25 protein-coding genes and 1 tRNA gene are annotated in these 26,125 nt (G+C 73.3%); 14 read left to right on the forward strand and 12 right to left on the reverse strand.

Annotated elements, in window-relative coordinates; translation table 11 throughout:
* The first annotated feature begins 171 nt into the window (after window positions 1-171).
* From SKED_RS08225 to SKED_RS08245, 5 genes are all read left to right on the forward strand, one after another.
* Window positions 172-1,356 carry a chorismate-binding protein gene (locus tag SKED_RS08225; protein ID WP_012866677.1) on the forward strand — a complete coding sequence of 395 codons (1,185 nt, stop codon included), beginning with the start codon at window positions 172-174 and terminating at the stop codon, window positions 1,354-1,356.
* 5 nt (window positions 1,357-1,361) lie between these two features.
* Window positions 1,362-2,249, forward strand: a complete 888-nt coding sequence (locus SKED_RS08230; protein ID WP_042437883.1) for an aminotransferase class IV — start codon at window positions 1,362-1,364, stop codon at window positions 2,247-2,249.
* Window positions 2,250-2,350: 101 nt separating this feature from the next.
* Window positions 2,351-2,422, forward strand: a tRNA-Val gene (locus tag SKED_RS08235).
* Between the two features lie 80 nt (window positions 2,423-2,502).
* Window positions 2,503-3,192: a hypothetical protein gene (locus tag SKED_RS08240; RefSeq protein WP_143755697.1), complete on the forward strand. Its 690-nt coding sequence runs from the start codon at window positions 2,503-2,505 to the stop codon at window positions 3,190-3,192.
* 147 nt (window positions 3,193-3,339) lie between these two features.
* Window positions 3,340-5,466, forward strand: coding sequence for a bifunctional copper resistance protein CopD/cytochrome c oxidase assembly protein (locus SKED_RS08245; protein ID WP_012866680.1), 2,127 nt, complete (start codon window positions 3,340-3,342; stop codon window positions 5,464-5,466).
* Window positions 5,467-5,565: 99 nt separating this feature from the next.
* Here the strand turns inward: SKED_RS08245 and SKED_RS08250 are convergent, their stop codons facing one another.
* A complete protein-coding gene (locus tag SKED_RS08250) occupies window positions 5,566-6,336 on the reverse strand; it encodes an SDR family oxidoreductase (RefSeq protein ID WP_012866681.1) in 771 nt (256 codons plus the stop codon).
* 117 nt (window positions 6,337-6,453) lie between these two features.
* Between SKED_RS08250 and SKED_RS08255 the strand changes: the two genes are divergently transcribed.
* Window positions 6,454-7,296, forward strand: a complete 843-nt coding sequence (locus tag SKED_RS08255; protein WP_012866682.1) for a helix-turn-helix transcriptional regulator — start codon at window positions 6,454-6,456, stop codon at window positions 7,294-7,296.
* A 28-nt stretch (window positions 7,297-7,324) separates the two neighbouring features.
* Here the strand turns inward: SKED_RS08255 and SKED_RS08260 are convergent, their stop codons facing one another.
* The 3 genes from SKED_RS08260 to SKED_RS08270 form a co-directional block, all read right to left on the reverse strand.
* Window positions 7,325-8,101: a response regulator gene (locus tag SKED_RS08260; RefSeq protein WP_012866683.1), complete on the reverse strand. Its 777-nt coding sequence runs from the start codon at window positions 8,099-8,101 to the stop codon at window positions 7,325-7,327.
* Complete coding sequence (locus SKED_RS08265; RefSeq protein WP_086015192.1) at window positions 8,098-9,567, reverse strand: sensor histidine kinase; 1,470 nt, start codon at window positions 9,565-9,567, stop codon at window positions 8,098-8,100. Before SKED_RS08265 ends, SKED_RS08260 begins: the two co-directional genes overlap by 4 nt.
* 99 nt (window positions 9,568-9,666) lie before the next feature.
* Complete coding sequence (locus SKED_RS08270) at window positions 9,667-10,308, reverse strand: malonic semialdehyde reductase (protein ID WP_012866685.1); 642 nt, start codon at window positions 10,306-10,308, stop codon at window positions 9,667-9,669.
* Window positions 10,309-10,464: 156 nt separating this feature from the next.
* Here SKED_RS08270 and SKED_RS08275 point away from each other — a divergent pair, with 156 nt between their 5' ends.
* The 4 genes from SKED_RS08275 (at window position 10,465) to SKED_RS08285 (ending at window position 12,010) form a co-directional block, all read left to right on the forward strand.
* Window positions 10,465-11,091, forward strand: coding sequence for a nucleoside/nucleotide kinase family protein (locus SKED_RS08275; RefSeq protein WP_012866686.1), 627 nt, complete (start codon window positions 10,465-10,467; stop codon window positions 11,089-11,091).
* Window positions 11,092-11,187: 96 nt separating this feature from the next.
* Complete coding sequence (locus SKED_RS20685; protein ID WP_245534621.1) at window positions 11,188-11,358, forward strand: SRPBCC family protein; 171 nt, start codon at window positions 11,188-11,190, stop codon at window positions 11,356-11,358.
* Window positions 11,355-11,633: an SRPBCC domain-containing protein gene (locus SKED_RS08280; RefSeq protein WP_245534622.1), complete on the forward strand. Its 279-nt coding sequence runs from the start codon at window positions 11,355-11,357 to the stop codon at window positions 11,631-11,633. The genes SKED_RS20685 and SKED_RS08280 overlap by 4 nt, the downstream gene beginning before the upstream one ends.
* 107 nt (window positions 11,634-11,740) lie before the next feature.
* Window positions 11,741-12,010, forward strand: a complete 270-nt coding sequence (locus SKED_RS08285) for a DUF7218 family protein (protein ID WP_012866687.1) — start codon at window positions 11,741-11,743, stop codon at window positions 12,008-12,010.
* Window positions 12,011-12,101: 91 nt separating this feature from the next.
* Here the strand turns inward: SKED_RS08285 and SKED_RS08290 are convergent, their stop codons facing one another.
* The 5 genes from SKED_RS08290 to SKED_RS08310 form a co-directional block, all read right to left on the reverse strand.
* Window positions 12,102-12,911, reverse strand: a complete 810-nt coding sequence (locus tag SKED_RS08290) for an ABC transporter ATP-binding protein (RefSeq protein WP_012866688.1) — start codon at window positions 12,909-12,911, stop codon at window positions 12,102-12,104.
* Window positions 12,912-12,923: 12 nt separating this feature from the next.
* Window positions 12,924-13,892 carry an ABC transporter permease gene (locus SKED_RS08295; protein WP_012866689.1) on the reverse strand — a complete coding sequence of 323 codons (969 nt, stop codon included), beginning with the start codon at window positions 13,890-13,892 and terminating at the stop codon, window positions 12,924-12,926.
* A gap of 76 nt (window positions 13,893-13,968) precedes the next feature.
* Window positions 13,969-14,934, reverse strand: coding sequence for an ABC transporter substrate-binding protein (locus SKED_RS08300; protein WP_012866690.1), 966 nt, complete (start codon window positions 14,932-14,934; stop codon window positions 13,969-13,971).
* Between the two features lie 145 nt (window positions 14,935-15,079).
* Complete coding sequence (atzF, locus tag SKED_RS08305; protein WP_012866691.1) at window positions 15,080-16,891, reverse strand: allophanate hydrolase; 1,812 nt, start codon at window positions 16,889-16,891, stop codon at window positions 15,080-15,082.
* Window positions 16,892-16,902: 11 nt separating this feature from the next.
* Window positions 16,903-17,616, reverse strand: coding sequence for a GntR family transcriptional regulator (locus tag SKED_RS08310; protein WP_042437885.1), 714 nt, complete (start codon window positions 17,614-17,616; stop codon window positions 16,903-16,905).
* 139 nt (window positions 17,617-17,755) lie between these two features.
* Here SKED_RS08310 and SKED_RS08315 point away from each other — a divergent pair, with 139 nt between their 5' ends.
* Complete coding sequence (locus SKED_RS08315) at window positions 17,756-18,724, forward strand: family 43 glycosylhydrolase (protein WP_169310120.1); 969 nt, start codon at window positions 17,756-17,758, stop codon at window positions 18,722-18,724.
* A 13-nt stretch (window positions 18,725-18,737) separates the two neighbouring features.
* Here the strand turns inward: SKED_RS08315 and SKED_RS08320 are convergent, their stop codons facing one another.
* Window positions 18,738-19,331: a hypothetical protein gene (locus SKED_RS08320; RefSeq protein ID WP_012866694.1), complete on the reverse strand. Its 594-nt coding sequence runs from the start codon at window positions 19,329-19,331 to the stop codon at window positions 18,738-18,740.
* Window positions 19,332-19,461: 130 nt separating this feature from the next.
* Here SKED_RS08320 and SKED_RS08325 point away from each other — a divergent pair, with 130 nt between their 5' ends.
* Genes SKED_RS08325 through SKED_RS08335 form a run of 3 tightly spaced genes read left to right on the forward strand, consistent with a single transcriptional unit; the run spans window position 19,462 to window position 21,960 of the window.
* Window positions 19,462-20,718: a sensor histidine kinase gene (locus tag SKED_RS08325; RefSeq protein ID WP_012866695.1), complete on the forward strand. Its 1,257-nt coding sequence runs from the start codon at window positions 19,462-19,464 to the stop codon at window positions 20,716-20,718.
* A complete protein-coding gene (locus SKED_RS08330; RefSeq protein WP_012866696.1) occupies window positions 20,715-21,416 on the forward strand; it encodes a response regulator in 702 nt (233 codons plus the stop codon). The genes SKED_RS08325 and SKED_RS08330 overlap by 4 nt, the downstream gene beginning before the upstream one ends.
* Window positions 21,409-21,960, forward strand: coding sequence for a GbsR/MarR family transcriptional regulator (locus tag SKED_RS08335; protein ID WP_217167963.1), 552 nt, complete (start codon window positions 21,409-21,411; stop codon window positions 21,958-21,960). The genes SKED_RS08330 and SKED_RS08335 overlap by 8 nt, the downstream gene beginning before the upstream one ends.
* A 19-nt stretch (window positions 21,961-21,979) precedes the next feature.
* Here SKED_RS08335 and SKED_RS08340 read toward each other — a convergent pair whose 3' ends face one another.
* Both SKED_RS08340 and SKED_RS20850 read right to left on the reverse strand, forming a co-directional pair.
* The gene (locus tag SKED_RS08340) at window positions 21,980-23,020 is read right to left on the reverse strand and encodes an iron-siderophore ABC transporter substrate-binding protein (protein WP_012866698.1); all 1,041 of its coding nucleotides are present in this window, start codon (window positions 23,018-23,020) and stop codon (window positions 21,980-21,982) included.
* Window positions 23,021-23,197: 177 nt separating this feature from the next.
* Entirely contained in the window at window positions 23,198-25,813 is a 2,616-nt protein-coding gene (locus tag SKED_RS20850) for a helix-turn-helix transcriptional regulator (protein ID WP_042437887.1), read from the reverse strand.
* Window positions 25,814-26,125 lie beyond the last annotated feature (312 nt).

Below are 26,125 nucleotides of genomic sequence, written 5' to 3' on the forward strand. Positions count from 1 at the left end.
TTGAACTTTCGGCGCGGAGTCCAACTGGCTCGTCGTCGCAGGTCACGACGCGGCTCGTGAGGCGCGAGAACCCGCCGCCGAGAGGTGATGAGAGGGGGTGCGCGGACGGCCCGGCGCGTGCTCTCGACGGACGTCGCCGCCCGTCCCGGGGCTACTGGGTAGCGTTGCGGCGTGGACAACCAGCAGGGATACGCGCGCTTCGCCGGGATCGAGGCCCGGCGTCCGGTCGAGATGGTCGACCTCGCGACCGATCCCCGTGCGCTCCGGCGGGGTGGCGTGTGGTTCGTGGTCGCGGAGTTCGAGGGGCGGGCGCGAGCCTGGCGCTTCGACGACGTGACGCGGGTCTCCCGCGGCGCGGCCGACGCCGTCTCGGTGGACGCTCACCCGCTCGGCACAGCTGACGAGATCGACTCGGACGATGCCTGGTCGGGCCCACGACCTGACACCTGGACGTCGTCCCTGGACCGGGCGGGCTACGGCGACGCCGTGCGGCGCGTGCGCGAGCACGTCCGGGCTGGTGCCGTCTACCAGGCCAACATCTGCCGGGTCCTCGACGCCCCGCTCGGGCGGGTGGCGGGCGACGAGCCGGACCCGCGGGCGCTCGCCGACCGCCTCGTGGCCGGGAACCCCGCGCCCTACCAAGGTCTCGTGCACGTGCCGCGCGGGACGCCGGACGCCTCGCACCGTGCGGCCGACCCCGGCGCCGACCTCGACCCCGTCTGGGTGGTGACGGCGTCGCCCGAGCTCTACCTGCGCGTCGACGGCCTCCACGGGCCTGGTTCCGCGACGATCACGTCCGCCCCCATCAAGGGCACCGCCCGGACGGTTGACGGGCTCACCGGCAAGGACGAGGCGGAGAACGTCATGATCACCGACCTCGTCCGCAACGACCTCCAGCGCGTGTGCGTCCCGGGGACAGTGGCGGTCACCACGCTCCTCGGCGTCGAGGAGCACCCCGGGCTGGTCCACCTCGTCTCCACGGTCGCGGGGGAGCTGCTCCCGGAGGTGGCAGCATCGGACGACCTCTGGGCGACGCTCCTCACCACGACCTTCCCGCCGGCCTCGGTGTCGGGAGCGCCCAAGTCGTCGGCCCTGCGCATCATCGACGAGCTCGAGACCGCGCCGCGTGGTCCGTACTGCGGGGCCGTCGGGTGGGTCGACGCGGACACCGGGACCGCGGAGCTCGCCGTGGGCATCCGGACGTTCTGGTGGTCCGAGGACCAGCCCCGCGGGACCGGCCGTCTGCGCTTCGGGACCGGTGCCGGGATCACGTGGGGGAGCGACCCCGAGCGCGAGTGGGAGGAGACCGAGCTCAAGGCCGCCCGGTTGATCGCGCTCGCATCTGCGGCAGACTGAGGTCCATGACAGTCGTGATCTGGTCGGACGGCCACCTGCTCAAGCCGGAGGAGCCCGCGCTCAGCGCCGTGGACCACGGCATCACCGTCGGAGACGGCGTCTTCGAGACCTGCGCGGTCTACGGCGGGCAGGCGTTCGCGCTCAGCCGCCACCTCCGCCGTCTCGCACGCTCCGCCGCCGGCATCGGCCTCGTGGCGCCTGAGGAGCAGCTGGTCCGCGACGCCGTCGCCCAGGTGCTCGCCGCCGCCCCGGACTCCGGGCGCCTGCGCATCACGGTGACGGGCGGGCCCGCCCCGCTCGGCTCGATGCGCGGCGACGGCCCGCTCTCGCTCCTCGTGGCAGCAGGGCCTGCGTCTCCCTCGAGCGTCTCGCGCGCGGTGCGGCTCCCGTGGGTCCGCAACGAGCGCTCCGCCGTCGCGGGCCTCAAGACGACCTCGTACGCCGAGAACGTCGTCGGCTACGCCTACGCGAGCGAGCGTGGAGGTGACGAGGGCCTCATGGCCAACACCGTCGGTGCGCTCTGCGAGGGCACCGCCTCCAACGTCTTCGTGGAGATCGGCGGCGAGCTGCTCACCCCGCACCTCGACACCGGCTGCCTGGCCGGGATCACGCGTGAGCTCATGCTCGAGTGGGCTCGCGAGGAAGGCCTGCCTGCTCGGGAGGCTCGCGTCGACGAGCTCCCCTTCGGCATCCTCGACGAGGTGACGCTCGCCGCGGGCGGGACGATCGGCGGGGTCTCGGGGGAGCGGGGCGTGAGCCTCGCGCTCGCCGGGAGCATCCGTAACGTCGCGCCGGTGGTCTCCCTCGACGGCCAGGACGTCGCGCCCGGGCCGCTCGTCCTCGCTGCTCAGGGGCTGTTCGGGCGTCGTCTGGCGGAGCAGGTCGACCCCTGAGAGGTCGTGCCGGCGAGCCAGTTCGCGTTCGAGGCCCTCGACCGGTTACGCTCTTCCACGAGCACACCGCGCAGAGTCGCAAGAGCTTGCCGTGCACGCACGGGCGATTGGCGCAGTGGTAGCGCGCTTCGTTCACACCGAAGAGGTCACTGGTTCGAACCCAGTATCGCCCACACGAAGATCGACAGCCCGAGGCCGTCTCCAGATCCTGGAGGCGGCCTCTGCTGCGTCCGCCTCGGATAGGCTCGACGGCATGCCTCCCGTCGGAACACCTGTGCTGCGCACCGGTGCGACGGGACCCGGCACAGGTCGCCAGCACGGACGTGGGGCGCGCGTCGCCCGCGGTGGCGCGGCCGCGGTGCTCTCGACTGGGGTGGCGCTGGCCTCTCACCTGCTCGCCGGTGCGCCGGTCCCCGGTGCTCTGGGGATCGTCGTACCCCTGGTGCTCGCCGCCGCCGCGTGCATCGTGCTCGCCGGGGTCCGGCTCTCCTCGCTGCGGCTGAGCCTCTCCGTCGTGAGCAGCCAGCTGCTGTTCCACACGTTCTTCGTCCTGGGCACGGTCCCGGCCGGCACCACGGTGATGCCCGTCGGGGGCGGCAGGCATGACCATCTCGGGCACGACGCCGACGTGGTCGTCTCGACCGGCGCGAGCGCTGCGGCGCACCTGGGGCACCTCGGGCACACCGGCGGGTGGATGTGGCTCGCGCACGGGGCTGCTGCGACCGTGACGGTCCTCGCGCTGCGCCGAGGTGAGCTGGTGCTCGCCCGGCTGCTGCAGGTCGCGTCTGCGGTTCTCGTCCGTGTCGTGCCGCGCGTCGTCGCCGTGGTGGTCGAGCGATGCCCCCTGCCGGTCGTCGAGGGGCTGCTGTCTGCCCGCCCGGCGCTCTCTGCCCTCACGAGCCCCGTCGCGCGACGGGGACCGCCGGTCGTCCTGGCCGTCTGACACCGCCGCGCGCCCTCAGGAGCCGAGCGCGCCGCAGTCCACGCACCGCGCGCAGCCGTCGCGGTCGTCGCCGCGCGCCCCGCCGCGCGCACCCCGCACGTTCCACGAGCCGCGCCGCCCGCAGGCTCGTCCCAGGACAGGACCCCCATGAGCACCACAGCACCACGCCCCGCTGCCGGGCAGAGCGCCCACGGCGCCGACAAGCCGAGCGCCGACGGCGCCGACCGGCCGACCGCCGACGGCGCCACCCGGCCGCCCTCCGACGAGGCTCCCGAGCCGTTCCGCTTCCCGACGCTGCGCACCGACGAGGTGGTGCTGCTGCTCTGCCTGCCGCTCACGGTCGCGGTCGCGCTCGCGGGGCTCGTCCTCACCGGTGAGTTCGCCCCGAGCGTCTTCGCCGGGCCCGGCGACCTGGTCACCTACGGCCTGCCTGCCGCGCGAGCCCTGCACGACGCCCTCGCTGCCGTGACCATCGGGCTGCTGCTGCTCGCGACCTTCGTCCTCCCGGGGCAGCGCGACGTGCCGGGGGTGGTGAGCTACTCGCAGTGGACGGCTGCCCGCTGGGCGGCGCGCGCGGCCGCGGGCTGGCTCGCGACCGCGCTCGTCCTGCTCGTGCTCACGACGGCGGACGCGATCGGTGCGCCGGTGACCTCTCCCGGCTTCGCGGGTCAGCTGCGCTACTTCGCGACCGGCATCGAGCTCGGCCAGACGATGGTCGTCTCAGCAGCCTGCGTCGCGGCGGCGATGGTCGTGCTCCTCGTGAGCCGGAAGGTGTCCTGGGTGGCGGTCGCGTGCGCCCTGAGCGTCGCGGCGCTGCTGCCCCTGTCGCTCAGCGGCCACGCAGCCGGCGCCGACGAGCACGCGAACGCCGTGAACTCCCTCGCCATCCACCTCGTGGGCGTCACCGCGTGGGTCGGCGGGCTCGTCGCGCTCGTGCTGCTGCGACGTCGCGTCGGGACGCACCTGCCCACGGTCGTCGCGCGCTACTCGACGATCGCCGGCTGGGCTTTCGTCGCCGTCGCGTTCTCGGGGGTCGTCAACGCCTCGTTGCGCCTCGACGGTCTCGACGACCTCGCGACGCCGTACGGGCTGCTGCTCGTGGGCAAGACGGTCGCCCTGTGCCTCCTCGGCGCCGCCGGGTACCTGCAGCGCCGCCGGATCCTGCCGCTGCTGCGCGACCCGGCACGGAGCTCCCGGGCCTTCGTCCGGCTCTCCGTGACCGAGGTGGTCGTCATGGCCACGACCATGGGCGCCTCTGTCGCGCTGTCACGGTCAGCCCCGCCCGTCCCGCAGAACCCGGTCGTGGGGGACCCGAGGCACGCGCTGCTCGGGTTCCCCTACCCGGACCCCGTCTCCGTGCGGAACATGCTCACCCAGGTGCACGTCGACTGGGCGTGGCTCGCGCTGGTCTGCGTCCTGGCCGGCGGGTACGTCGCCTGCGTCGTGCGACTGCGGCGCCGGGGCGACTCCTGGCCCGTGGGTCGGACGGTGTCCTGGCTCCTCGGCTGCCTCGTGCTCGCCTACGTGACGAGCGGCGGGCCCGCCGTGTACGGGTCGGTGCACTTCAGCACGCACATGATCCAGCACATGGGTCTCATGATGTTCGCCCCGATGCCGCTCGTGCTCGGCGGTCCGGTCCTGCTGCTCCTGCGGGTGCTGCCGCACCGCACGGACGCCAGCCGCGGGCCGCGCGAGTGGATCCTCGTGCTCGTCCACTCGCGCTACGCGCGGTTCCTGGCCCTGCCACCCGTGGCCGGGGTCCTGTTCGCCGGCAGCCTGGTCGCGTTCTACTACACCGGATGGTTCGACTTCGCGCTGTTCAAGCACCAGGGGCACGTGCTCATGCAGGTGCACTTCCTCGCGAGCGGCTACCTGTTCTTCTGGATGCTCATCGGGGTCGACCCGGGGCCGGCGAAGGCCAGCCCGCCGATCCGGCTCGTGGTGCTGCTTGTGACCATGGCCTTCCACGCGTTCTTCGGGGTGGCGGTGATGGAGTCGAACACCCTGCTGGCGCCTGACTGGTGGCGCGCGATGGGTGGTGACGACCAGGTCGCGCTGCTCGCCGACCAGCAGACCGGGGGTGGTATCGCCTGGGGAGCGGGCGAGCTGCCCGTGGTGCTCGCAGCGCTCATCGTCGTCTTCCAGTGGACCCGGTCCGACGCCCGGGACGCCAAGCGCTACGACCGCCAGGCCGAGCGGGACGGCGACGCAGAGCTCGACGCCTACAACGCCAGGCTGGCAGACCTGGGGCGGCGCGCGGACGAGCAGCGCTGAGACGGCTGGGCTCAGCACACGACCGGGCGCGCTGTCGGGACGACGCCTCCTGACGTCGTCTCGACAGCGAACTAGGTGTACCCAGCCATCAGGGTGGTGTCACTCGGCCGACGCGTGGCGGTCGGTGCTGTTGAGCGTCGCCACCACCTCGTCGTACTGGCCGCGGACCTCGGCGAACCGCAGGAAGCCCACGGTCTCGACGAGGACCTCGTGGGCGTCGGACTGCGTCTCGAGCAGGGTGACGACCTCGTCGACGAAGGCGTCGAGCGGCATCGCGACGGGGTTCTCGGCCTGGCCGGGCATGAGGTCGGTCTGCACGGCCGGCGGGACGAGCTCGAGCACGGAGACGCTCGTCCCCGCCAGCTGGAGACGGAGGGACTCGCTGAGCATGTGGACGGCGGCCTTGGTGGCGTTGTAGGTCGGGGTCACGCGCAGCGGCACGTGCGCCAGGCCGCTCGACACCGTGACGATGGTCGCGTCCGGGCGGGTCCGCAGGTGCTCGAGGAACGCGGCGACCAGGCGGATCGGGCCGAGCAGGTTGGTCGTGACCGTCGCCTCGGCGTCGGCGAGGAAGGTCCCGGGGGAGAGCCAGTCCTCGGAGCGCATGATGCCCGCCATCGTGACGAGGGTGTCGAGCCGGGGGTAGGCGGCCAGCACCTCGGCGGCCGCCCTGGTGATGCTCGCCGGGTCGGCGGTGTCGACCTGCACGGTGCCGATGCCGGGGTGCTCGACGGCGATGCGCTCGAGCAGGTCGGTGCGTCGTCCTCCGACGACGACGGTGCTGCCCCGGGCCTGCAGCCGGAGGGCGAGGGCGAGCCCGATGCCGCTCGTGGCGCCGGGGATGAAGACTGTGCTCGTGGTGATGTCCATGGACCTACCGTGCACCCGCGGTTCGGTGGGCGGGAGAGACCTGGTGATCCGGGGAGCAGCGACCCAGGGATCGGCGGTCCCTGGTTCCACTGCCACGCACGAGGCGATGATGGTGCGATGGACCGAGACGAGCTCGCAGGATTCCTCCGTGCGCGACGAGAGGCGCTCCAGCCGGGCGACGTCGGGCTGCCGCCCGGTGCCCGCCGTCGGGCTCCCGGGCTGCGCCGCGAGGAGGTCGCCGCGCTGACCGGCATGTCGACGGACTACTACGCGCGGCTCGAGCAGGGTCGTGGCCCGCAGCCGAGCACGCAGATGCTCGCGGCCCTCGCCCGGACCCTGCGCCTGACGGCGGACGGGCGTGACTACCTGTATCGCGCCGCGGGCCACCCGGCCCCGGACCGGACGAGCGCGAGCCAGCACGTCGCACCGGCGCTGCTGCGTGTGCTCGACCGGCTCGACGACTGCCCGGCGCTGATCCTCTCGGAGCTCTGCGAGACGCTCGCGGCCAACGCGATGGCGGTCGCACTCTTCGGCGACGCCTCGGGGCGGGCCGGCATGGAGCGCAGCGACATCTATCGATGGTTCGCCATACCTGGAGCGAGGTCCGTCTATCCGGTGGACGATCACGCGCGGCAGGGGAAGGCCCTGGTCGCCTCGCTCCGCGTCGCCTACGGCCGGACCGGCCCGGGCTCGCCGGCCGGTGCGATCGCCGCCGAGCTCGAGCGGACGAGCCCCGAGTTCGCCGCCCTGTGGGCCACGCACGAGGTCGCGCGCCGGTTCGCGGACCACAAGACGCTGCTGCACCCCGAGGTCGGCGCGCTCGAGCTCGACTGCCAGGCGCTGTTCACCGAGGACCAGAGCCAGTCGCTGCTGGTCCTCACCGCCCCGCCAGAACGCCCGGACGAGCAGGCAAGGCTCGCGCTGCTGAGGGTCGTCGGTCACCAGACCTTCCAGCACTGAGCCGGCGCGGGGCTCAAGGGCTCAAGGCTCAGGGGCTCTCGCGGCCGAGGGCTGGGTCCACCAGCCCGTGCTCGTGCGCGAGCACGACGACCTGGACCCGGTCACGCAGGCCGAGCTTGCGCAGGACCGCGCCGACGTGGGTCTTGACCGTCGACTCGCTGACGAACGCGCGTCGGGCGATCTCGGCGTTGTTGAGGCCTGCGGCGACCGCCGCCAGCACCTCGCGCTCCTTCGGGGTGAGGTCCTCGAGGCCGGGAGGGCTCGGCCGTCGCGCGCGGAACCTGCCGTCGAGGAGCGTCGACAGGTCGTCCGGCGCGAGGACGGCGTTGCCCGCGTGCACCGTGCGGATCGCGTCGCGCAGCATGGCCGGCGTCGCGTCCTTGAGCAGGAACCCGCTCGCGCCATAGCGGATGGCCGCCGCGGCGCGGTCGTCCAGGTCGAAGGTGGTCAGCACGATCACCCGGACCGGGCCGGCGCGAGAGGCCGCACGGGCCGGAGCGAAGATCTGCCGGGTGGCCTCGACACCGTCGAGCTCGGGCATCCGCACGTCCATGAGGACCACGTCGGGAGAGAGGTCGTCGACCATCCGGACGGCTTCGCTCCCGTCGGCCGCCTGGCCGACGACCTCGAGGCCGTCCTGCGCGTCGACGATCACCGCGATGCCCGAGCGGAACAGCTCCTGGTCGTCGACGAGCAGCACCCGGATCCTGGGGGTGCCGGGCTGGTCAGCGGCGTTCTGCGGCGCAGCGGTGCCAGGTTCGGCAGCGCTGCTGGGCTGGTCAGGGGCGCCGGTGTGCGTCGTCATGCGCGGTCCTCGGGTGTCACGTGGTCGGCCGTCGTGCGCAGCGTACGGCCCAGGGGGACCCGGGCCTCCGCGCGGACACGCACCGAGCCGTCGGGCTGGGTGGACCGCGTGATGTCGAGCGTGCCGCCGACCTGGGTGAGGCGCCGTCGCATGCTCGCCAGGCCGAGGCCCTCGACGAAGGGCGCGGCCTCGGAGGCATCGACCACCGTCGCTGCCTCGTCGGCTGCTGCACCACCGGTCGGGGCACGCTCGGCGACGTCGGTCCCGACGACCGGGCCTCCGACGTTCTCCACCGCCAGGAGAAGGTCCTCGCCCCACACGCGCTCCACCTGTACGGGCTCGCCGCGTGCGCCGTGCTTGAGAGCGTTGGTGAGCATCTCCTGCAGCACGCGGTAGGTGACGGTCTCGAGCTCTGGGGGCAGAGGGCGGGCCGTGCCCGCGGTGTCCTCCTCGACCGGTGTGCCGGCCGCGCGCACGTCGTCGAGCAGGGTGTCGAGGGTGCCGCGCGGAGCCGGACCCTCGGTGTGCTCACCGTCGATCGACGCCAGCACCTGACGGACGTCGACGAGGGAGGTGCGCGCCGACGTCGCGATGCTCGCCATCGCCCGGCGCAGCGCGGCGGGGTCGTCGTCGGGCAGGTACTGCGCCGACTCCGCCTGGGCGAGCACCACGGCGAGCGAGTGCCCGACCACGTCGTGCACGTCGCGGGCCAGGCGGGCCTGGACGGAGCGCAGCGCGGCGACCTCCTCGGCGAGAGAGCGCTGGCGGTCGGCCTCGTCGCGCTCAGCCGTGGCGCGCATCCGGTCGTCCTCCGACCGGCGGGCACGCTCGCGCAGCCGCAGCGCACCGCCGAACGCCCAGGGAACGAGCAGCCCGGTGCCGAGGAGGAGGCCGAGCACGACTCCACCGAGAGGCCCGTCGACGTTCTCGGTCACGCCACGAAGGGGGAACGGGAGCCGCTGGAGGCGCCCGGGAGCGGCCATCACGAGGAGCACGGTCAGGGCTGTCGACAGCACCAGGGAGGCTGCGGCGGCCCAGAGCGTCAGCCGACGCCCGTGGCGAGCCGCGCCGAAGGCGACCAGGACGACGACGAGGGCCGAGGCGCCCGCGTGGCTGACCGTCGAGCCAGCAGCGAGCTGGACGGCGAGAGCCGACCAGACGAGCGCGAGCGACGAGCCCGGCGCACGACGGAACATCGCCGCAGCTGCCGTGACCATCCCGAGGCGCACCGTCATGAGGATCACCCACGAGAGCCCCACGACGGACAGGTGGGGCAGGAGAGTGACGATCTCCCAGAGCCCGGACGCGAGGGTCAGCGCGCCGGCCGTGACCTCGGGCCACCAGGTGGCGGGCGGCTCAGGCCGGAACTCCGACGGGAGGCGGTCGCGTGGACCTGTCGATCGCGTCGGGGCAGGCGGCGACACGGCTCCCGTCTCCGGGGCGCTGAGCGTGCTCGGTGTAGTCATGCCCACGACACTAGAGACCGGCTGACCTGCTCGGATCCACCTCAGGTGCAGTCCTGCTGGCCCTGGGTGCCGGTGCGGCAGCGCACGAGGGCCGTCCGGTCAGAGCGTCTGGCTGACCTGGTCGTAGCGCAGACGCGTCGCGCGAGGACGGGTCGCGCCCTCTGCCGCGGGCGTCCCGACGTTGAGGACGACGAGCGAGCGCCACCCGTTCTCGCTGAAGAACTCTCCGTCGACACCCGCGGCGTCGAAGCCGCCGAGGGGCCCGACGTGCAGGCCGGCGGCACGCAGCCCGACGACGAGGTAGCCGACCTGGAGGAGCGACGAGGTGCGGGCCATGCCGCTGCGGGACTCCTCGCCCGCGGCCTCGAAGCGCTCGCGGGCTCCGTCCATGTGCGGGGCGAGGACGTCCATGTGCTCGTGGAACCGGGTGTCGGCGGCGGCGACGATGGTCAGCGGTGCGGCGAGGGTCTTGGCCCGGTTCCCCTCGGCCATGTGCTCGACCAGGCGTGCCCGGGCGGCCGGGTCACGGAGCACCAGGAGCCGGAGCGGGACGGTGTTCATCGCGGTCGGGCCCCACCGCACCAGGTCGTAGGCGGCCTGGATCTTCTCCTCCGGGACCTCCGTGTCCGCGAACGCGTTCACGGAGCGGGCCTCGCGGAACAGCAGGTCCGCGGTCGCCGCGTCGATGTCGAGCAGCTCGTCGAAGGCTGCGTCGGTCGGGGTGAACGTCTCGGTGGTCATGAGAGCGTCAACAGAGATCTGGGGGAGAGGAGTTCCCGGGAGCGGCGTGAGATGCGCCACAGGACAGTCGCGGTCGGCGGCTCTCGATGGCCCCTCGCGGTCCGGAGACCTCGTCGCCGGTCGCCGCCGCCGGTACCTCCACGGCATCCTGGAGACATGCGCGTCGAACCCGTCACCGAGGACGCCCTGCGGGGCAGGCTCGTCGAGCGCATCCTCGTGCACCCGGCGCCTGCTGCGCTGCGCGTGCTGATCGACGGCCACCCCTCGACGGATACTGGCCAGCTGGCCGACTCGCTCGTCGAGCCGTTGCGCGCCGCAGGACGCCCCGTGGCGCGTATCCGGGTCGACGACTTCCTGCGGCCCGCGTCGTTGCGCCTCGAGATGGGTCGCCGCGACCCCGACAGCCTCCTCGACGCGTGGATCGACGTCGCCGGTCTCAACCGCGAGGTGCTCACCGCCGTCGGGCCCGAGGGGCAGGGCCGCTACCTGCCGACGCTGCGCGACCCCGTCACGGACCGTGCGACCCGCGCACCCTACGTCGACGCGCCGCCCGGCCTCGTGGTGCTGCTCGACGGGTCGCTGGCGATGGGCCGCTGGCTGGACCTCGACCTCGTTGTGCACCTCTCGCTGCGGTCCTCGACGATCACGCGACGCACCTCCGACCAGGACCGCTGGACGCTCGAGGCCTACGAGCGCTACCGCGAGGAGGTCGAGCCCGAGGTCATGGCCGACGTCGTCGTCCGGGTCGACGACGCGCGTCGGCCAGCGGTGGTCACGCGCTGAGCTCGCACACTACGCGGACGGGCGACAGACTGAGGATCGACACAAGACGTCGGTACGAGCCGGCCGGTTGAGCCCCGACGCTCGAGGAGAGACACCATGACCTCCACGCACCCCGCAGAGCACGCCACCTTCACCCTCGAGCGTCGCTACGACGTCCCGCCCGCGGTGGTCTTCGCGGCCTGGGCGGACCCCGCCACCAAGGCCCGCGGTTCGCCAGCCCCGGTGCCGAGCACTCGCTCGACTTCCAGGTCGGCGGGACCGAGGTGACCCGTGGCGGACCGGACCCGGACGTGCCCTTCGTCTTCACCTCGACCTACCAGGAGATCCAGCCCGGGGCGCGCCTCGTCTACTCCTCGACGCTCGCCCACGCCGGGCGGGTCGCTACCGTGTCGATCACCTCCGTCGAGATCACCGAGAACAGCACGGGCAGCACCCTCGTGCTCACCGAGCACGGCATCTTCCTCGACCACCTCGAAGAGCCGGCCTGGCGCGAGCAGGGGACAGCCGAGTGGCTCTACCGGCTCGAGGGCGTGCTCGGCTGAGAGGGTGCAGTGCTGAGCCGTCGGCGGGCTCGCGCCGCGTGCACCCTGTTGGGGGCCGTCCTACGGTGGGATGACGTGATCCGGACGACCTGAGAGGTGGATCTGCGATGCCGAAGGAAGATCCCGGCCCGTCGGTCAAGGACAAGCACCTGTACGAGAAGCTGCGCGACGAGGGCAGCTCCAAGGAGAAGGCGGCGCGCATCGCCAACGCCGCCGCGGCGTCGTCCCGCAGCGAGGTGGGGAAGAAGGGCGGCAAGGCTCCGTCCTACGAGGAGTGGACCGTGCCCGAGCTGCGCCGCCGGGCGCGCGAGCTCGGGATCGAGGGCCGCTCACGCATGGCGAAGGCTGAGCTCGTCGAAGCGCTGCGGGAGCGCTAGCGAGCACCGCCGAGCGCCAGGTCGGGCCCTGGACGCAGCAGAGCGCACCACCCCGAGCGGGGAGGTGCGCTGTGCCGCGACGGCCGTCGCTTCAGGCCGCGACCTCCACCCCCTGGTGGACCAGCGCCGAGATGTGCCGCTTGAGCTCGTTGAACTCCGGCGACGTCACGTCCCGGTCCGCCCCGAGGCCGATCGGCACGATCTCCCGGATGTGCCCGGGGACACCGTGCGACGCTCCGCCGGCCATCACCACGACACGGTCCGCGAGGAACACCGCCTCCTCGATGGAGTGCGTGACGAACACGACCGTCGTGCCCGTCTCGCGGTGGATCTTGGACAGCTCCGCCTGGAGCGACGAGCGCGTCAGCGCGTCGAGCGCGCCGAAGGGCTCGTCCATGAGCATGACCGACGGGTCGTTGGCCAGCACCCGGGCGATCGCCACGCGCTGCTGCATGCCGCCCGAGAGCTCGTGCGGGAACTTCGCCGCGAAGCGTGTGAGCCCCACCGCCTCGAGGAACCGGGTGGTGCGCTCGCGGACCACGTCGCGGGGGAGCCGGGCCTGGCGCGGTCCGTAGGCGATGTTCTCGCTCACCGAGAGCCACGGGAACAGCCCGTAGTCCTGGAAGACGACTCCCCGCTCGGGGTCGGGCTTCGACACGGCCTCGCCGGCGACGGTCACCGTGCCCTTGGTGGCGGGCTCGAAGCCGGCGAGGATGCGCAGCAGCGTGCTCTTGCCACAACCGCTCGCGCCGACGACGCACACGAACTCCCCGGCGGGGACGGTGAGGTCGACGTCGTCCATGGCGAAGATGCCCGAGCCGGCGCGGCCGTAGCGCTTGCCGAGGTCACGGACCTCGATGTCGGCGGGACGGGTGGGACGGATGGTTCCGATGCGAGGCATGGTGCGCTCCTTCTAGGAGAGGGTCGGACGGCTGCGCGTCACGAGCTTGACGAGGCCCACGAGCAGGCGGTCGGCGACGAACCCGGCGAGGCCGATGACGACCATCCCGGCGACGATGAGGTCGGTCTTGGACATGTCGCGGGCCTGCGTGATCATCGCGCCGAGCCCGGTGCTGATGCCGACGGTCTCGCCGACCACGAGGATCACCCAGGACAGCCCGAGCGCGATGCGCAGGCCGCCCACGATCGAGCGCATGGACGCCGGGAGGATCACCTTGTAGAGCACCTGGCCGGAGCGTGTGCCGAGCATGGACGCCGCCTCGACGAGCCGGACAGGCACCTGCCGGACGCCGGAGATGGTGTTGAGCAGGATCGGGAAGAACGCGGCGAGGAACACGAGGAAGATCGCCGAGCCGTCGCCGTACCCGATGATGAGCAGGGTGAGCGGTGCCCAGGCCGTCACCGGGATGGGGCGGGTGAGGTTCACCGTCGGGTCGAGCATCTTGAAGGCCAGCGAGAAGCGGCCCATGATCACGCCGAGCGGGATGGCGAGCAGCGCGGCGAGCCCGAAGCCGGAGAGCACGCGCACCGTCGACGCACCGAGGTGGTCGAGGAGGGTACCGCTGAAGGCGTCGTCGATGGTGCCGGCGCCCGCGAGGTCGAGGATGCGCTGGGCCACCTCGACCGGAGTCGGCAGGAACCCCATCTGGATGCCGAAGGGCAGCGTCCACGCCTGCTTCACACCGAGGTTCCAGAGGAGGAGCCCGACGATCGGCACGGGGAGCGCGAGCAGGACGGTGGTCCAGGTGCTGCGGCTCGGCAGCCGCAGGCGGCGGGCCGCCGGCGCCGCGTCTGCGGTGGGCTTCCCCGGGGCGACCGGGGTGGTGGAGCTCGGGGCCGAGCTCTCGGCGGCGGGCGAGGACGGGCGTGGTGCGGTGGTCGGGGTGTCCGTGGTGGACGGTGCGTCCGTGCGTGCGGTCATGTCACTTCCCTCTCGGGACGAGCCGGGGTGCTCCGGCCGGCTGACGGTCGGCCGGAGCACCAGGGGGCACAGGGGGTCAGGAGGACGCGTGCGCGTCCACGAAGGTCGTGTCGATCAGGGTCGCGACGTCGGGCTCGGACTCGATCTGCTTGAGGTCGGCCATCTGGCCGACGAGCGCGGTCACCTGCTCGGTGTACTCGGCGTCGATCTCCCAGCGGGGCCAGATGTTCGTGATCGCCGTGTCGACGACGGCCGCGTCGATGCCGAAGGTCTCGACCACACCGGCGGCCCAGTCCTCGGGGTCCTCGGCCATGTGCTCGGTCGCCGCGATGTGCGCGTCGACGACGTCCTGGACGAGCTCGGGGTCTTCCTCGACGAGCGCACCGGTCGTGTAGAGGCCGATGTTCACCTTGCCGACGGGCGTCTCGTAGGGCGAGGCGACCTCGACGGCTCCGGACTGCAGGGCGGTGGACGGGCCGAGCTCGGCCGACGAGAACGCGTCGATCCGGCCGGCGGCGAGCGCGCTCGCCATGTCGGAGAACGGCAGGTTGACGAGCTCGAGGTCGGCGTCCGCGTCCATGCCGGCTGCGTCGAGCGTCATGCGCAGCAGGATCTCCTGCGAGGAGCCCTTGGGGTACCCGACCTTGAGGCCGGCGAGGGACTCGACGCCGTCGAGCCCTTCCTTGCCGATGATGCCCGAGCCACCGTCGGCGGCGGCGGCGACCACCACGACGTCCTGACCGGCCGAGGCGCCCGAGATGGCCGAGGGGACGCCAGCGACACCGAAGTCGATGCTGCCGCTGACCACGGCGTTCTTGATGTCGGGGGAGGTGTCGAAGGTGACGATCTCGAAGGTCACGCCCTCGGGCGCGTTCTCCTCGTAGAAGTACGGGGCGTACAGGTGCGGCTGCCCCTTGAGGGTGCCGACCTTGACGATCGTGTTGCCGTCGGCGTCGGCCGAGGCGTCGCCCGAGCAGGCGGTGAGGGAGGCGGCTGCGAGCATCGTGGTCGCGAGGGCGGCCAGGGTGCGGGAGGTCTTCACGGGAGTCTCTCTTCTGTCGGGTGCTGTGCGTGCAGGGTGCAGAGCGTGCAGGGGGTGCAGAACCCCTTCTCATGCCCGGGGCGCGAGGGCACGGTGCGCCGCGGAGGGCTGGGCGAACGCGCCACGGGCATGAGAGGGGGGCGGGTTACGTGAGGGGGTTGAGGGAGGCGCGGTAGGTGCGCCAGCTGCCGTGGTGGGAGATGTCTGCCGGAGGCTCGCCGGTGGTGGGGAGGGAGCCGACGAAGCCGGTGACGTCGCGTCCGTCGTCGAGGGTGACGGCGCCGAGGGCGAGCGGGCGGGGGACGGTCAGGAGCAGCTGCCCGAGGGCGTGCGGGGTGACCAGCCACTCCTCGCCGGCGATCCGGGTCCCGGTGCCCGGCGCCACCGCTGCGAGCAGGGGCTTCGCGGGGGTGGTGTCGAGCGCGTGCATCCGGTACTCGGGGGCGGTCGTCACCGGTCCGACGTACCGGGCGCCCAGCGCGACGAGGTCCGTGTTGAGGGGCTCGCCGGTGAGGTGAGCACCGAAGACCACCAGGCTCGTGCCGGTCGTGGGGTACGCAGCGGGCGGGGCGTCCGTGCCGTCAGCGCCGTCAGCGCCGAAGCTGACCAGCCGGGCGGCGAGGTCGATCGCGACCTGGTCGTCGAAGGCCCGGACGAGGACGCTCACGCCGAACAGCCCGCCGTCGGCCTCGCCGGCCGGCACGGCCACGCCCGCCATGTCGAACAGGTTGACGAAGTTCGTGTAGGTGCCGAGGCGGGCGTTCGTGCCCAGCGGGTCGGCCGCCACGGCTGCCACCGTCGGGTGCTCGGGGGCGGTCGGGGCGAGGAGCGCGTCGAAGCCGTCGAGCGTCGCCATCGCCTCGAGCCGGTAGGCCGCGAGGGCGGCCTGGGCGGCGAGGTACTGCGCGGCGGTGACCTCACCGGCGGCGGCGGCGATCCGTGCGACCGTCGGGTCGGCCTGCTCCGGGTGCGCCGCGACGAACTCGCCGAAGGCCGCGTAGCGCTCGGCGACGAGCCCGCCGTCGTAGAGCAGCGTCGCCGCCCGGAGGAACGGGGTGAGGTCGATCGCCTCGGTCGTGGCGCCGGTGGCCTCGAGCCGGGCACGTGCCTCCTCGAACCGGGTCCGGGCCTCGGGGGACAGCCGCAGGAGGTCCTCGTCCCGGGGGACTGCGACCCGTGCTGCGGCCGGAGCGGCGAGCGGCGCGTCGGCGGGCCAGGTCCGCGACGACGGGTCGAGCGGGCTCACGGCGGTCATGTGCGCCAGGACGGTCTGGGCCGTCGTGAGCGTCGGGGCGAGCACGGTGACGCAGTCGAAGGACTCGCAGGCCGGGACCACGCCGTCCTTGGGGACGAGGCCGAGCGTCGGCTTGATCCCGACCAGTCCGTTGAAGGCCGCCGGGACGCGCCCCGACCCGGCCGTGTCGGTGCCGAGCGCCGCGTCGACGATGCCGAGCGCGACGGCGACGGCCGAGCCGGAGGACGAGCCGCCGGACACCCGGTCGGTGACGACGGCGCTGCGCACCACGCCGTACGGGCTGCGCGAGCCGGTGAGCCCGGTCGCGAACTGGTCGAGGTTCGTCTTGCCGAGCACGAGGGCGCCGGCCGCCACGAGCTGCGCGACGACGGTCGCCGAGCGGGCGGGGACCCGGGCGAAGGCGGGGTGCGCGGCCGTGGTCGGCAGCCCGGCGACGTCGATGTTGTCCTTGACGCCGAGCACGGTCCCGGCGAGCGGGAGATCCTCGCCCGACGCCACCCGGGCGTCGAGAGCAGCCGCCTCGGCGACGACGTCCTCGACGGGGCGCACGTGCGTCCACACGTCCGGGCGGTCGGCGGCCTCGAGGGCCTCGAAGGCGGCGAGCACCCGGCGGACGCAGGGGCCGTCGGGCAGGGTCGCGGCGGGGAGGGCGTCGCCGACGCTCGCGGTCGGCGCCTCGGTCAGGTCGGTCACGGGGGTCATCGAGAGTCCTCTCACTTCATCATCCGGGTCATGGCCAGGGCGTTCGCGGCGCGCTCCATGACGACGTCCTGGGAGGCGCCGACGTGGTGGCGCAGCGCGTCGAGCGCTGCTGGGAGGCGGTCGCGGACGACGAGCTCGGCGATCTCGATGTGCTCGGTGATCGTGGCCGTCATCCGGTTCTCGGTCAGGTAGTCGTACATGCGCACCGAGCGGATCCGGCTGTTCACCTGGACCAGCGCCTGGGTGAGCGCGGGGTTCCCCGAGGAGTCGACGAGCGTCATGTGGAACTGCTCGTCCTCGGCGACGAACCCGGCATCCGGGGTGGGTCGGTGGTCGCGGTGGCCGTACCAGCGGTCGAGCTCGGTCTCGAGACGGGCACGGTCGTGGTGGATGTCCACCTCGGCGATGGCCCGCTCGATGCCGCGCAGCTCGAGGGTCACGCGGAGCTCGTAGAGCCCGGCGAGCTCGTGGAAGCTCGGCAGGTAGAGGTACAGACCCCCGTCGCGCTTCTCCACGAGACCGTCGGCCTGGAGCCGGGCGAGCGCCTCGCGCACCGGGGTGCGGGACACGTCGTGCCGCTCGGCGATGCGCTCCTCGGCCAGACGCTCGTACGGCGAGATGCGGCCGTTCATGAGCTCGTCGCGCAGTGCCAGGTACACCTGCTCGCGCCGTGAGGCGGGGCGCTGCGGGGGTGTCGACACCGCCGGGTCCAGTTCTGTGCTCATGGATGTATACAGTCCTGGACACATGTTTCGCGGGTGGCCGTGGAGTGTTTCCGGGGCGTTGCGTCTGGGCATGGTGTGTTGCGTCCAGGTGACTTCTCGCCGTCCAGGCCCGGCGAGCGCTTTCCGGTACGGTGGTCCGGTGACTACCGAGCACCCCCACGACGGCGTGGGCAGCACAGAGACCTTTCCCGGCGCAGCCTCCCGGAGCGCGCAGACCTCTCCGGGCGGTGCGGTGCTGCCGGGGTACTACGCGGACCCGAACATCCTCGCGATCGGCGACAGGTACTACGTGTACGCGACGACCGACGGCTACGAGGGCTGGGGCGGGACCCACTTCGAGGTGTGGGAGTCGCCCGACCTCGCCAGCTGGACCAACCGCGGCACCATCCTCACGCTCGGCACCGACGTCCCGTGGGCGAGCGCCCACGCGTGGGCCCCGGCGGCGATCGAGCGCGACGGGAAGACGTACTTCTACTTCACCGCCGAGCAGTCGGTCGGGGTGGCGGTCGCCGACTCACCCGTCGGCCCCTTCCGCGAGATGCTCGGACGGCCTCTCGTCGACAAGGCCGACTACGGCGACGGCCAGCAGATCGACCCGGCGGTGTTCGTCGACACCGACGGCCAGCACTACCTGCTGTGGGGCAACACGACCGGCTACGTCGTCCCGCTCGACGACACGATGGCAGGGTTCGACCCCGCCGCCGTCCGGGTCGTCGAGGGCATCGACGACTTCCGTGAGGCGCTGTTCCTCGTCGAGCGCCACGGCACCTACTACCTCTCGTGGTCGGTCGACGACACCCGCTCGGAGGACTACCGCGTCGCCTATGCCACAGGACCGTCGGTCTACGGTCCGTGGACCAACCGTGGGGTCATCCTCTCCAAGGACCTCGAGCAGGGGATCCGGGGAACCGGGCACCACTCGATCCTCCAGGTGCCCGGGACCGACGAGTGGTACGTCGCCTACCACCGCTTCGCGATCCCGGACGGCGACGGCACGCACCGCGAGACGACGATCGACAGGCTCGAGTTCGACGACGACGGCAGCATCCGGACGGTCGTGCCGACGCTCGGCGGCGTCGGGCCGGTCCCGGCGCCGAGGGCCGGCTGACCGCCGACGCGCGTCAGCGCGAGCGGCTCGCCTCAGCCTTCCGCGGCCCGAGCGCGACCCACACCGGGCCGGTGACGAACCACACGGCGAGCACCACGCCGATGCGGGCCGTCCAGCTCCACAGCGGGTCTTCGGGCCACGCCGAGAGCGGCGGTACCCCGGATCCGGCGACGAGGCTCAGCGTGAGCAGCACGGCGCCCGCGATCACGGCGGCGAGCACCGCCCGGCCGAAGTCCTTCATCTCCTTGGGGAGAGCGGCCAGACCGTCGCGGGGAGCGCGGACCGGAGCGGGGCCACCGGCGTAGCGGTGCGCGAACCGCACGTCGGCCCACCGCACGAGCGTGTGACCGAAGGCCACGGTGAACCCGAGGTACACGGCCGCGAGCCCGTGCGAGAACCCCGGCGGCGTGCCGCGTGCGACGTCGGCGACCGACGCCGTGACGAGCACCAGGTCCACGACCGGCACGCACACCAGCAGGACACCGCCGAGCCGGGGGCGGCGCAGCGGGTAGCGGGCGACGAGCCCGGCCACGAGCACGACCCAGAAGCCGATCTCGCAGGCGACCACGAGCAGGACGAGCGGGTTCTCCGAGAGCAGGTCTTCCATGTCTCGATCCTCCGCGGCGCACGGGGCGCCGTCGTCGGCCGTCCGGGCGATCCCTGGTCGGCAGCACGCAGGCGCGCCGTACATCCTTCGGGCGACGCGCGCGGGAGCGCGGGTGTGGTCTGATCGACGGGTGCAGCCCATCACCCGTGACCTCGACGAGGTGCTCACGGCCGCCCGCCGCACCGCCCCCGGCTGGTTCCGGTCCGACCTGCGCGTCGCCCTCGCGGTCCTCGTCGCGGGGCTCGCCCTGCTGGCCGTCGGGCTGTCCGGGCTGTGGGCCCAGGACGACGCGCTCGACCCGGACCGCTGGTGGCACGCGGTGCCGCTCGTCCTGGGGACGGCCGTCATGCTCGGCAAGCGGCGCCGGCCTCTGCTGGCGCTCGCCGCAGGCCTCGTGCTGCTGGCCGTCGACCTGGCCCTGGGCGGGAGCCTCGGGACGCTCCTCGTGGTGCTCGACCTCCTCTACTCCGCGGCGCTGTTCTCGTCGCGGACCGGGCGGCAGGTGCTGGTCGTGGCGGCGTGGTCGCTCGTCGGGGTCGCGGCGGCGGTCGCCGGTGTCGCGTCCGACGGTGAGCCCCGTGCCGTGGCGACGGGCGCCATCCAGGCTGCCGGGTTCCTCGTGGTGCCGCTGTGGTGGGCGGGGAACGTCCGGGCGACGTCAGAGGTCGCCGTGCTCGCCGAGGAGCGTGCGGCGCTGGCCAGCGCGAACGCCGAGGGGCTGGCGCGCATCGAGGAGCTGCGGCGACGGGACGCCGTCCAGGCGGAGCGCCGCACGATGGCCCGGGACCTGCACGACGTGGTCGCCGGCCACGTGTCGGCCGTCGCGATCCGGACGGGCGCTGCCCTCGCCGGTCCGGCGGGGCGAGAGCGCGAGACCCTGGAGATGGCCAGGACGTCGAGCCTCGCGGCTCTCGAGGAGATGCGTGCGATGATCCTGCTGCTCCGCGCCGACGACCCCGCAGCGGGGCCGGTCAGTGCACCGGGCACTCTCGCCGACCTCGCTGGTGTCGTCGCCGGGCACCGAGACGCCGGTGCCGAGATCGTCCTCGAGGATCGTGCTCCTCGCGGCCTGCCGGCCGCGGTCGAGCAGGCGGCGCTGCGCATCGTCCAGGAGGCGCTGACGAACGTCGCGAAGCACGGTGCCGGCGGGGAGGTGCGCGTCGTGCTGGAGGAGGTCGAGGACTCGCTCTCTGTCTGTGTCACCAGCCCGCTGCCCGTGACACCGGCCGCGTCTCCTGCCGGGCGCGGCGCGGCCGCCCCGGGGACCGGCCTGCTGAGCATGCGTGAGCGTGCCGAGGGTCTGGGCGGGACGCTGGAGGTCGGGCCGGAGGCCGGCCTCTGGTCCGTGCGCAGCACCATCCCGCTGACGCCCGGAGGTGCCCCGTGATCCGGGTGCTGCTGGCCGACGACCACGCCGCCGTGCGCGCGGGGCTGAGGTTCCTGCTCGAGTCGGCGGCGGACCTCCAGGTGGTCGCCGAGGTCGGTGACGGGGCGAGCGCCGTCGAGCGCGCCCGTGCGCTGCGGCCCGACGTCGTGCTCATGGACGTCCGGATGCCCGGGACGGACGGCATCACCGCCACAGCAGCCATCACCGCGGAGGGGCTCGCCGAGGTGCTGGTCCTGACGACCTTCGACCTCGACGACTACGTCACCGGTGCGCTGGGTGCGGGCGCCGCGGGGTACCTGCTCAAGTCGGCCGAGCCGCACGAGCTCCTCGACGCCGTCCGCCGTGTCGCCGACGGCGACGGCGTCCTCGCCCCCGAGGTCACGCGCCGGGTCATCCGGGCACTCGCGGCGGCGGCGCCCGCGTCGACTACCCCGCCCGCATCCACGCCCCCGAGCGAGCCCGAGCCCGCGAAGGTCACCCGTGTCGCGGGCCTCACCCCACGCGAGCGGGACGTCCTGGCCGCCCTCGGGCGCGGTCTGACCAACCAGCAGATCGCCACCGAGCTGTTCGTCAGTGCCGCGACCGCCAAGACGCACGTGTCACGGGTCCTCATGAAGCTCGGGGTGACCTCGCGCGTGCAGGCGGCGCTGGTGGCACGGGACGCGGGGGAGCACCTGAGAGGATCGTCAGGTGCATGACCACGACGAGCCGCCTGTGCCCGACCTCACCGAGCCCCGAGACCGGGCCGAGCTCGAGCCCTGGTTCGTCGAGCGGTACGCGCAGTACTGGTCGTCGCAGGGCCTGTCCGCCATCGAGGGACGTATGGTCGGGTTCCTGCTGCTGAGCGACCGCCCCGTGTCGGCCGACGAGCTCGCGGCGGCGTCGGGCGCGAGCCGCGGGTCCGTCTCGACGTACACGCGCAGGTTGATCGACATCGGGTTCCTGCGCCGGGTCCGCCGCCCCGGGGACCGGTCGCACTACTTCGTCATGGACGCCGACGTGTGGGGCGGGTTCCTCGACAACGAGCACGCCTACCTGGTCAGGCAGCGCGAGCTCGCGAGCACAGCCCTCGCCCTCATGCCGCCGACCGGTCCCGCGCACGAGCGCATCCGGAACATGCACGGGTACATGGAGTGGCTGCTCGGGTACTACGGGACGCTGCGCTCCGAGTGGGCGCGGCACAAGGAAGGGCTCGAGGGGCCGGGGCTGACCGAGACGGACGAAGGTCCGCCCCGGCCCTGACCCCTCTGCTGCGCCGGTGCTACTGGTCGACCTTCCCGATCGCCTCGTCGATCATCGGGACGAAGCGCTCGAGGGCCCAGGGGACCGTGAGCGGGTTGATGATCGAGGACCCGGTGACGAAGGGCTGGTCGGTCGGCGCCACGACCGACCCGCGCCCGATGGCGGGGATGGCCTGGTAGAGCGGCTGGGCCTCGGTCTCGGCACGGGCGGCCGCGTCGGAGTAGAAGGTGAAGATCAGGTCCGAGTCCGCGAGCTGGTCGGCGTTCTCGAGGCCGATGAGCGCGGAGTCGGTGCCCTCGGTCTCGTCGAAGGTCTCGACGACGGGGTCGACGGTGAGCCCGAGCCCGCGGACCATCGCGACGCGCTGCTCGTCGGGCAGGAACACCCCGAGCGAGCCGGGCTCGGTGGTGTAGACGTACGAGAAGGTCACGTCGGCGTACTCGGGGTGCGCGGCCGCGGCCTCGGTGAACTGCTCCTCGATGCCGGTGATCAGCTCCTGCGCCTCGTCGGGCTGGCCGAGGGCCTTCCCGATGGTCGTGATCTGCTGGTCCCAGTCGATGCTCCACGCGAGGTCCGGGTAGGCGACCGTCGGTGCGATCTCGGAGAGCGTGTCGAACTGCTCCTGGGTGATCCCCGACCACGGGGCGAGGATCACGTCGGGCTCGAGCTCGAGGATCGCCTCGATGTCGATCTCCGTCCCACCGGTGAACTGCGCGGGGAGGTCCTCGCCGGACTCCTCGAGCGCCTCGTGGATCCACGGCAGGTAGCCGGTGTCGTCGGAGCCCCAGGGGTACTCCTCGATCCCCACGGGGGTGACGCCGAGCGCGATCGCGGTCTCGGCGGACCCCATGCCGAGGGTGACGACCCGCTCCGGGGCCTCGTCGATGACGGCGTCACCGAGGGCGCTCTCGACCGTGACGGGGAAGGCGCCGTCGGCGGGTGCCGCAGACGGGGTGGTCTCGGCGGAGCTGTCGGAGGACCCGCAGCCGGCGAGCACGACGGCCCCTGCGACGAGCGCTGCCGCGAGCACCGGGCGGCGCGAGGAGGGGAGGGCGAGCATGGGTGAGGCCTTTCGTCGGCGACGGATCCCCGATCGGGATCTTAGTGTTGCCTCACCTTACTTGGTCGTTCAGAAGTTCTGAAACTTCCTGGCGTGGGTAGCCGCGCAGCCGGCACCGCCACAGGGAGACACAGCGCGACCATGCGCTCCGGGACAGGACCGGTCCACGACGGACCCTCAGGCGTCGTCACCCAGCCGGTCCGCGAGGTCCCGCCGCGACGCGGCCCCGAGCTTGCGGCGCGCGAGGTAGAGGTGAGACTCGACCGTCCGCACGGACAGGAACAGACGCGCCGCGATGTCACGGTTGCTCAGTCCACGTCCCGCCAGGACGGCCACCTCGCGCTCCCGGGCCGTGAGGGGCTCTTCGGCCGGCTCGCTCTCGGCGCGGTTCGCGCGGTCCCGCCACGCCGAGAGCGCGTGCGGGCTGTCCGGGTCGAGCAGGCGCAGCGCCTGCTCCTCGCATGCGTCCGCGAGATGGCGCATGCCCAGCCCCTCGAAGGTCCGCGTGAGGTCGGCGAGCGAGCCGGCGTCCGCGGTGGACGCGGCGATGACGTAGTCGGCGACGGCCTGCAACGAGCCGATGTCCGTCTGCTGGCGCGCCGCGGTCGCTGCGTCGACGAGGTCCTGCCGTGACACGCGGCCGTCGTGGCTCGCGGCTGCCTCGGCGGCCGCGAACAGCGCGATGGTCGGCTGGAGCGCGGCCGCCTCGACCCCGAGAGGCGACGGCGCGACGGCGGGCAGGCTGGTCGTCGGGGCAGCCAGGTGACGTACCGACTCCACGAGGTACGCGCTCCAGGCCGACACCGTCGCGCCCGGGGCCTCCAGCTCCGCGCACAGGCGCTCCGCCTCCACCGCCCGGCCGAGGCGTGCGAGTGCGGTCGCCCGCACGGACACGAGCCAGGCGTGCGTCTCGTGGGTCGTCGGCCGGGGTGCGCGGTCGATCGCCGCACCGAGCTCGAGCTCTGCCGTCACGTCGTCTCCGTCGGCCAGCGCCAGGTACCCCGCGAGGGCGCTCAGCGTGCTGGTGTGGGCGACGTCCCGCGCTGCCACCGCGCGCCGCATGAGGGCGTCGAGGCGTGCCGGCATCTCGACCCACCCGAGGGAGCAGGCCAGGTGCGCCGCGGCCGACCCCGAGAAGAACGCCGTCCCCTCGTCGACGACCTGCTGCGCCGAGGCGGACCCCACCTGCCGGGCGAGCGCGTCGTGCAGCCGGCGGCCGGTCGTGGTGATCGACTCGAGCTGCGCGCCGTGGCCGAGGAACGCCGCGGCCATCCCCGCGAGCCCGCAGGCCCGCAGCCGGACGACCAGGCCTGCGCGGTCGTCGTCGACGAGGCCGGTGGCGAGGTCGAGGGACTCGCGCCAGCGCATCGCCCGGAGTGCGTGCACCGCGCCGCGGAGGCGCTCGACCGTGGCGACCGGGCCGCTGGGTGGGTCGTCGGGTGTGCCTGGCTCTGTCAGGTCGGCAGAGGAGTCCGACCGGGTTCCCTCCCAGTCGTCGAGCTCGGCGCGCCACAGGGAGACGAGCTCGAGCGCTTCGTCAGAGGTCCCCGGTGGCACCCGACCGAGGACCTCGTGGGCTGCCCGGGTGCTCCCGAGGGCCGCGAGCGCCCGGGACGCCTCGACCGCGGCGGCTCCGGTCGGGTGCGTGTCGAGCGCGAGCATCGCGTGCGCGAGCGCCCGGTAGGGCTGGAGCATCGCGGTCGACTTCCGGGCGGCGACCGTGGCGATGCGCGACACCTGGTCGGGTGCGACCGCGGGTGTGGGTCCTGTCGGTCCGTCGGCCGCCCCGAGCCAGGCGTCGGAGAGGAGCAGGCACTCGAAGGGGGTGAGCACGAGGCCGGCGGTGTCGAGGTCGACCATCGACCGCAGCGCGCGGGCGTAGGGGCCGCTGGCGGACCAGGTGTGCCCGTCGGCGAGCACCGCCTCGGCGTCGACGGGTGTGGCCCGCAGCGCTGTGGTCCCTGCTCCGGCAGGGGTGACGCTGCCGTGCCGCAGGAGTCGGCGCAGCGTCGCGTCGCCGACGTAGTGCATGGCGCGCTCCGGGTCGAGGCCGTCGAGCCGGGCGAGCAGGACGAGGCTCTCCCGCTCGTGCTCGGAGAGCGTGTCGAGACGGTGCCGGGCCCGCTCGACGGTGCGGGGAGGGAGGAGGCCGGGCCCGTGGAGTCCCAGGAGGTCGCGGTTCGAGGTGGCCCGGTCGTCGCGCAGCGCCTCGAGGGTCAGCTCGCGGATCGTCGCGGGTGAGCCCCCGGCCGCGACGAGGATGGTGTGCCGGAGGGCGAGGTCGAGCGGCCTGCTGCCGGCGACCGACAGGACGAGCTCGTGACCCTCGGTCTCCGAGAGGCCGACCAGGTCGACGCGGCCGGCCCGCCCGTCGAGCCAGAGCGAGGTGAGCCGTGCGGCTGCGGCGCCGTGCGTGGTCCCTGCCCCGGCGGTGGCGTCCGCGGTGGCGACGAGCACGACCCGTCCGTCCGTCGCGAGCTCGCAGAGCATCTGCAGGTGCTCTGCGTCGAGGAGGTGGGCGTCGTCCGCCAGCACCACGGTGGAGCCGGCCGTGCCGGCGAGGTCGTCGACGCCCGTGGTCCCTGGTGGCACCCGGCGGACGGTGCCCGGCGCCGAGCCCTGCTCCGGGTCGTGGACGGTCGAGACGATGAGCCCGGGCACGGAGGTGGCAGACCGGACCGACAGGACGCGCAGCTCGGGGACCGAGTCGACGACCCGCCTCGCCAGGTGGGACCGGCCCGACCCCGGGGCGCCGAGCACGAGGACGCTGGTGCCGTCGCGGACCTGGCGCACGGCCTCACGGACCAGGTGCCCTCGCGGCGGCGTGCGGAGCGCCTCTGGTTCCCCCGGACGACGCGGAGCGCGTCCTGCGCGTCTGCCGGACGTGCTGCTCTCTGTCATCGCCGTGCCTCTGCCATCTCTGCCCCCACAGGTCAGCCCTCGTGCCGGGTGTCGCCCTCCGGGCCTTCTGGTCCGTCGCGGGGGCGCGCGGGGGAGCGAGGCCCCGGCCGCGGTGTGACGCCCGACACTGCGAACACTACTGGGGGACTACTGGTCTCGCTCGTCGAGGCGCCCCCGTACTGCCGGGATGTGCCCGCTCGGGTA

Source organism: Sanguibacter keddieii DSM 10542 (genome assembly GCF_000024925.1).
Classification (GTDB): domain Bacteria; phylum Actinomycetota; class Actinomycetes; order Actinomycetales; family Cellulomonadaceae; genus Sanguibacter; species Sanguibacter keddieii.